At 28.1% G+C, this 7,622-nt stretch carries 5 protein-coding genes and 1 pseudogene; 4 read left to right on the top strand and 2 right to left on the bottom strand.

The window, feature by feature from the left end:
* Window positions 1-421: pseudogene (locus ACVHXK_RS13780) on the top strand (hypothetical protein); the annotation flags it as partial.
* A gap of 145 nt (window positions 422-566) precedes the next feature.
* Here ACVHXK_RS13780 and ACVHXK_RS13775 read toward each other — a convergent pair.
* Window positions 567-1,292 (bottom strand): type 1 glutamine amidotransferase, encoded by a 726-nt coding sequence (locus ACVHXK_RS13775; protein WP_461206987.1) that lies wholly within the window; start codon window positions 1,290-1,292, stop codon window positions 567-569.
* A gap of 571 nt (window positions 1,293-1,863) precedes the next feature.
* Entirely contained in the window at window positions 1,864-3,198 is a 1,335-nt protein-coding gene (locus ACVHXK_RS13770) for a DUF1727 domain-containing protein (protein WP_461206986.1), read from the bottom strand.
* A gap of 505 nt (window positions 3,199-3,703) precedes the next feature.
* On the opposite strand from ACVHXK_RS13770, the gene ACVHXK_RS13765 reads away from it, so the two are divergent.
* From ACVHXK_RS13765 to ACVHXK_RS13755, 3 genes are all read left to right on the top strand, one after another.
* On the top strand, window positions 3,704-5,446 hold the full coding sequence (locus ACVHXK_RS13765) for a tetratricopeptide repeat protein (RefSeq protein ID WP_461206985.1): 1,743 nt from the start codon (window positions 3,704-3,706) through the stop codon (window positions 5,444-5,446).
* Between the two features lie 548 nt (window positions 5,447-5,994).
* The gene (locus tag ACVHXK_RS13760; protein ID WP_461206984.1) at window positions 5,995-6,744 is read left to right on the top strand and encodes a YdcF family protein; all 750 of its coding nucleotides are present in this window, start codon (window positions 5,995-5,997) and stop codon (window positions 6,742-6,744) included.
* 119 nt (window positions 6,745-6,863) lie between these two features.
* Entirely contained in the window at window positions 6,864-7,580 is a 717-nt protein-coding gene (locus ACVHXK_RS13755) for a DUF1287 domain-containing protein (RefSeq protein ID WP_461206983.1), read from the top strand.
* Window positions 7,581-7,622: the final 42 nt, after the last annotated feature.

Below are 7,622 nucleotides of genomic sequence, written 5' to 3'. Positions count from 1 at the left end.
CGAAAGTAAAGTAACAAAACTTGAGGAAGGGCAAGAAAGGCTCGAAAGTAAAGTAACAAAACTTGAGGAAGGGCAAGAAAGGCTCGAAAGTAAAGTAACAAAACTTGAGGAAGGGCAAGTAAGACTCGAAGGAAAAGTTACTAAACTTGAAGAAGGACAAGAAAGACTCGAAGATAAAGTTACCAAACTTGAGCAAGGACAAACTCGTCTTGAAAAAAGACAAATTACTATGGAGAAAAAATTAGATTCTATATATGACCATACAGTGAAAATTACTGAAGATATTACAGCAATTAATACTAAAATAGATGAAGTTGTCACAGATGTTGATTTTATGAAACATAGAGAGTACGAAACAGAAAAAGATTTGTATGAGTTAAAAAAAGATTTTAAGATTATTAAGAAACAAGCAAATGCTTAAAATAGGATATGAACAAAAAATGGAGCATACGGCGAAGCTGTAGACTCCATTTTTATTTTTATTATTTATAAATAAAGATTTTCTGACCAAAGGGAAGAAAATCAACCTCAATTGTGCATTGTGCATTGTGAATTGTGCATTGAATTTATATTATTTTCTCCCTACTAAGTATAAATTCTTTAGCTTTAAATTCATGACTATCATCTAATTTTGGTAGAATAAAGTCACCATATTTTTCCTTTAAAGCAGTATGGATAAGTCTATCGGCTAATTCTGGGTTTTTTGATAATAGAGATCCATGAAAGTAGGTACAATAAGTGTTTTTGTAGATACATCCTTCGTAGCCATCTTCTCCATTATTTCCGTAACCAGCAAGAACTTTTCCTAGTGGGTTAAGGTCTCCGATAAAGGTTCGTCCAGAATGATTTTCAAAGCCTACATAGGTTTCGTTGTATTCTTTATTATATATTACAGTATTTCCGATAAATCTTTTATCACCACTCTTAGTATAAATATCGAGTATTTCTATTCCTCTAATTTTCTCACCATCTGGAGTTTCGTAGTATTGACCTAATAATTGATATCCTCCACATACAGATAAAAATACTTTACCGTTTTCTATGTACTTTTTTATATCTTTTGCTTTACATTCCTTTAAATCTTTAGATACGATAGTTTGCTCGTAATCTTGCCCTCCTCCGAAGAAAGTAATATCATATTTATTTTCTTCAAACTTATCATTTAGAGATAAATTAATAATATTTGTCTTTATACCCCTTTTTTCAGCTCTATATTTTAAAATCAAAATATTACCTACATCGCCATAGACATTTAGTAAATCAGGATATAGATGACATATGTTTAGTTCCATAATTTTGAAGACCTCCTAAATTAAAAGATTAATGCACAATGCACGTTTGAAAATAAATGCACAATGCACAATGCACGTTTGAAAATAAATGCACAATGCACAATGCACAATGCACAATTAAGGATGAAATTTTTTAGCGAAGCTAAAAAATTTCTTTATTTAATAAAACCAAAACCAAAACCATTAAATCATTAAATCATCAAATCAATAAATCAATAAATCAATAAATCATCAAATCAATAAATCAATAAATCAATAAATCAATAAATCATTAAATCGATAAAACAATAAATCAAAAAAACAATAAAACAGTAAATCAATCAAAGATGTTTAGTTAATATTTATTTGTTTTTAACTTGAATATTTAAAGTTTTAAGTTCACAATGCAAATTTTACAATTTAATAAAGCAACTTAATTCTCGTGAGAATCTTTAATAAATTAAAGATTTTCTGACCAAAGGGAAGAAAATCATCCATAATTGTGCATTGTAAATTGTGCATTGTGCATTAATAATACTATCATCACTTACAGCTCAAACAATAATTTTATATAAAACTCAAAAGGTGGTGATTACCATAGTTTTTTAAGATATCCCTTGTTATTAAGAAATTTTCTAAAACTTGTCATGGCAGTATAAGTTGCAAGCATATAGATGTTTTCGTTCTTATTTGATTCTATAGAATTAAGTAGTTTATCGTAAGAATTACAGAGTCTAAACATGTTTTCGTTTAGGCCAGCTACTTTTAATCTAATGCTCATATCATATAGTCTTATACCAGATATAAGTACGTCATCTATTTCGGATTTATCTAATGTCTCAAAATTTACATCCCAAATCCAAGAAACATCTTTCCCGTCTGCATAATTATCATTTAAAAGTACTGCTAGGCTTTTTGTGCATTCATCTAGATTAACAGAATTAATGGCTTCATCAAAGCCAGCAGGATTTTTTACAAGGATTATTTTTAAATTTTTACCCTTTATATTTATGGATTCTTGTCTTCCAAAGGAACTTTTAAGATTGCTAAAAGAAACATCTATTATTTCGTCATCAATACCTAGAAGTTTTACAGTACTGTATGCACTTAATGCGTTGTATATATTATAAGAGCCAGGTTGGTTTATATAAAAATCCTTATTACAAATTTTCACATGGGAACCCTTTGGATTTAAATATTGTATTTTATCAACAAAGAAATTTAATTTTGGTCTACTATATCCACAATTAGGACAAGTGTAATTACCTAAGTGATTGTAAGTTGTGAATTCATAATCGTAAGGTGTTTTGCATTTAATACAATACTTAGCATCAACATTGTTGTTAGTTTCTTTAGTATCGAGTTTGCATTTAAATCCATAAAAAACTTTTTCATTGGATACATTCATATCACCAAAAAAAGATTCATCTCCATTTAAAACCAAGATAGAGTCAGGTGTTTTTTTTATTCCTTCTTCAATTTTTTTAAGCGTTGTATAAACTTCACCATAACGATCCATTTGATCTCTGAAAAGATTAGTAATAGTTATTATTTCAGGTTTTATATATTCAGTAACTAGCTTTAAATTTGCTTCATCAACTTCGATAATAGCGGTTTTACTACTTTTGCTAAAAGAAAAATTCTTAACAAAACAAGAAACAATGCCAGTAAGCATATTTGCTCCAGTGCTGTTTGTTATTACTTTATCATTGTTATTCTTTAAAATATTATAAATCATACTTGTAGTAGTAGTTTTACCGTTTGTACCAGTAATCATAATAACTTTATAATTTTCAGATAATTTATTTAAAATATTTTTATCAAGTTTTAAAGCAATTTTTCCTGGGAAATTAGTTCCACCATTAAAAAATAAATTTGATAAAAATAAGACTGCTTTAGAAAAGAATAATGCAAATAAAAATCTCAATATAAACCCTCCTCAAATAATAAAAAAGTGTACTTTAAAACTTAAATACATTAAAAAATAAATGATAATAAAGTATTGTTATTATCATGGCTTTTATATATACAATGTGTAGTTTAAAATGTTTTTGAAAGATTTTTATAGATTCAAACAATATGTTAAGTAATAATGTTAAGTAATAATGTAAAGTATCTTTGAATAAACTCCTATTAATATAAGTATTTCCCATTAGGCGCAGATTATTACTGATATTATGAAAATATTATATAAAAATTGTAACACTTAATGAGTTACATGGGAATAATTAACAGTTAGACAGAAAAATACAATTATTTATGAATAATTACATTTGCATTCAAAAGTAAATATTTAACAACATAAAGTGATAGCGATTTAAAAAATATTATGAATTTTTAAATAATCTTTTGACTATTAAAAATTTGTTAATAGAATTTTTCTTAAAAATTTGGTAATATTAAAGAAGAGCCTATTATAAAGGAGAGAATTTATGGAAAAGTTTAATGAGATTTTGGACAAGTTAAAGGCATTTATGCAGAAGATAGATAAAAAAATATTAATTGGCGTTATAGCAACGTTAGTTGCAATTATTACTATTTACATAGTTTATGCAAAGGTAATTAAGGTAAATATGTACGAGAAAAACTTAGATAGAATAGAAGAAGGTGCTTTACTAATTGAAGAAGGGGATAAGTATCTTTATCAAGGAGACTATGATAAGGCTATAGAGATTTATGATTCAATAGATGTTGAAAAAGTTGAAGATGAAAAGAAAACAGAATCTCTTACAGACATAAGTTTATCAAAAGCATATTACTTAAAAGGTGATAATGAAAATAGTCAAAAATATTATGAAATGACAGAAGAACTAGCTTGTCAAGATGATCAAGTTTTAAACTCTCTAGCTTCATTTAAATTGGCAATTGGAGATATTGAAGGAGCTTTGGCTAAAGGAGAAGAGTATTTAGAAATAAATAATCAAAATAAAGAATTAATAAAGACTCTTATTGCAGCTAATCTATATAATGAAGATATAACAAAGGCAGAGGAATTGTTGGGCTCTTATCCATTAGATACAACATCAGCAACAGATTTAGCACAGTTTGCTTTGATTAATTTTGTGATGAATAAAGATGAGGATGGATATAAGTATCTATATGATGCGTGGAATATTGATAAAGATGAGATAAAAATATATGACGCATTAGTTCAATTGGCTTTATTTCATGAAAAAGATGTAATAGATACATTAAATAAAAAGATAGAAGAAAATCCTGACGAGATTGCATATAAAATGTGGTTAGCTAAGATATATTCTGGTAGTATAAATAATTCATCTAAAGCAATTGACTTAGTAAATGAGATAAAGGACCAAAACACTGGTAATTTTATATTGAAATCTATAGAAGCTACAGCTTTAAATAATTTAGGAGAGAAAGAGCAAGGGAGCAGTATAATTGAAGAACTAGTTACTGAAAAAGATAATTATATAGTGAATCATATAGCAGCGTGGTACTATTATTCAAATAATGATTTCGAAAAGGCTTTAGAGTATTGCGAAAAGTCAATAGAAGAAAACAAGGATTATTCAGACAACTATGCATATTTAATGCCAGAAATTTTGATAGCACAAGAAAACACTGTTGCAATAGATGCTAATTTCTTAATAGCTAAAATGAAAGAACCTTATAACTATTTTATTTTAGACAGAATAGCAAGCTACTATATAATGATAGATGGTGGATTAGAAGTTGCTGAAAAATATTATTTAGATGCAAATAAAATGAATCCAGAAGAAGCGGAAATATTGTATAGCTTAGCAATATTAGACGCTAATAATGGAGAACAAGATAAAGCAATTGAGCTATTGAAAGAAGCTATTACTCTTGACGAAAATAATGGTAATTATCACAGAATGTTAGGGTCACTATACCTTTTAGCTGGTATGAATGATGAAGGTATTGAATCTCTTAGAACAGCCTATAAATTAGATGAAGAGGATATACTTACACTTAATAATGCTGCATGTTATTATATTACATTTACAGACGATATATATAGAGGGTATTATAATCTAATGAAAGCTTATGATGGATTAAATGATGATGTTGATGAATATTATAGGCAAGTAATAACTGAAAACTATGAGAAAGCAAAAGGAGTAATAGATCAAATTGAGAATGGAGCTGCTAATACTAAAGTGGAAGTTCCCGACTTTGTACTTCTTTTTTAGAATAATAATGAGCAATGAGCAATGAGCAATGAGCAATGAGCAATGAGCAATTTGCAATTTGCAATTAAGGAAGATTTTACGTAGCAAAATCTTTGAATTTAATTATAATAACAAGAACCGTTAGCATTTATGTTAGCGGTTCTTTATAATTAGTCTATCTATTAAGGATAGTTGATTTATAAGGTGTTGTTTCAGTGATAACATTTTATTTGTGATGGTGTGGAGTGTGAAGTGGCAGTTGAGTTCTTCATTTTCTATTTTTCTTAATTTTTGGTTTTGAATTTGGTTTTATATTTTGAACTTAATTATGCATTGTGCATTGAGTTTTTGTTACTCTTTAGTAATTAATAAAGATTGATATATTGATAAAATTATTATAAAGCTCTGTATCTAATAATCATCCTTAGTTGTGCACTGCACATTTCAACATTCACATTAGTATTAAAGTAAAAAACTTTATCCTGTAAATAATAGTATGAATATCAATAATACTCTAAAACAAAGATTAAAAAATAAAATAAAATAAAAAAGGAAGTGGTGATAGTACTATGGATAGATTTATTTCAAAACTTTGTATAGTAATCGGAATTATAAGTTTAGTATATTATATTGCAATCAATTGGATGAGTTTTGCTAAGATTTGGCTTGTACTAGGTATAGTATTGATTGCTATTGGTATTTTAAGAATTTTTGGTGTTGAGCTAATAATATTTCAAAATAGAAACATAAAAATTTTATTTACAACAGTCGTTACAATTGTTTTGGCTTCTTTTTTGATATTTGAAGGGATAATAATCCATGAAGGGCGTCAAAAGGAAATGAGTGAAAGTGATTATGTCATAGTTTTAGGGGCAGGATTACGAGGTAATATTATACTAGCATCTTTGCAATATAGGTTAGAAAAATGTGTGGAATATGTAGAGGAATATCCAAATACTACTATTATTGTATCTGGTGGACAAGGACCAGATGAACTTGTTTCAGAAGCGGCTGCCATGAAAGAATTTTTAGTTAACAATGGAGTTGATGAAGAAAAAATTATAATGGAAGATAAATCTACAAGTACTATGGAGAATCTACAGTTTTCAAAGGAAAAAATTATTGAGGATGGGGGAAGCACAGACTCTACTATTTCATTAATAACAAATGGTTTCCATATGTATAGAGCTAAATTTCTTGCTAAAAGAGTTGGACTAGAGGTTAGCTCCATGCCTGCAAAATCATATCTTCCTGCTGTTCCTAATTTTTATGTCAGAGAATACTTTGCTTTTGTTAAATCTTTTATATTTGATAAATAGTTTTAGAGCAATGCACAATGCACAATGCACAATTGATGATGATTTTCTTCCTGTGGAAGAAAATCGTTGATTAAATTTAGAATTGTGCATTTTCTAATGAGAGAGGTGGATTATGTAGAATGAAAAAAATTATTCCAATTGTATTTTTATTAAGTATAATAGCTATATCGGCTTTCTTTTTATTTTTTAATAATTCTAGCAAATGGGTAAAGTATAAAATTGATAAAAAACTGCCAGATATAACTTTAGAAGAAAAGATAGAAGTCCCTAAAATATCAATTAATTCCGATGAAGATGGAGATGGCATTAATGATATGGAGGATATTCTGCAAGGGGCTAGAATAGATGCAGAAAATAAGCCAAAATATAAAAGTGCATATTATAATGGGGGATATCCACCAGATAATGAAGGGGTTTGTACTGATGTTATATGGAGAGCTTTTGAAAATGCAGGATATAATTTAAAAGACCTAGTAGACGAGGATATAGCAAATTTTACAGATGATTATCCAAGAGTAGAAGGAAATCCAGACCCAAATATAGATTTTAGAAGAGTAAAGAATCTTATCCCCTTTTTTGAAAAATACGCAGAATCATTAACAACGGAAATAATTCCTGGAGATATTGATAATTTAAAAGAATGGCAGGGTGGAGATATTGTGATTTTCACAAATCCATATGACCACATAGCTATAGTATCAGACAAAAGAACTAAAGATGGCGTGCCATACATAATTCATAATGCAGGCCCATATACAAAAGAAGAAGATGCACTAATTTCATGGGATGAGTATATTTCGGACATAAGTTATCACTTTAGATGGAGCTCTTTTTAAAAGAATAATTTGCAATGTGCAATTTGCAATGTGCAATTTGCA

Source organism: Clostridium sp. DL1XJH146 (assembly GCF_054819755.1).
The sequence above is the reverse complement of the archived record's forward strand: the minus strand, read 5'-3'. Positions and strand labels throughout refer to the sequence as shown.

Bases quoted from the DNA above. Each gene is read 5' to 3' on its own strand.
- ACVHXK_RS13755 (WP_461206983.1), top strand. From the start codon at position 6,864: ATGAAAAAAATTATTCCAATTGTATTTTTATTAAGTATAATAGCTATA.
- ACVHXK_RS13775 (WP_461206987.1), bottom strand. From the start codon at position 1,292: ATGGAACTAAACATATGTCATCTATATCCTGATTTACTAAATGTCTAT.
- ACVHXK_RS13765 (WP_461206985.1), top strand. From the start codon at position 3,704: ATGGAAAAGTTTAATGAGATTTTGGACAAGTTAAAGGCATTTATGCAG.
- ACVHXK_RS13760 (WP_461206984.1), top strand. From the start codon at position 5,995: ATGGATAGATTTATTTCAAAACTTTGTATAGTAATCGGAATTATAAGT.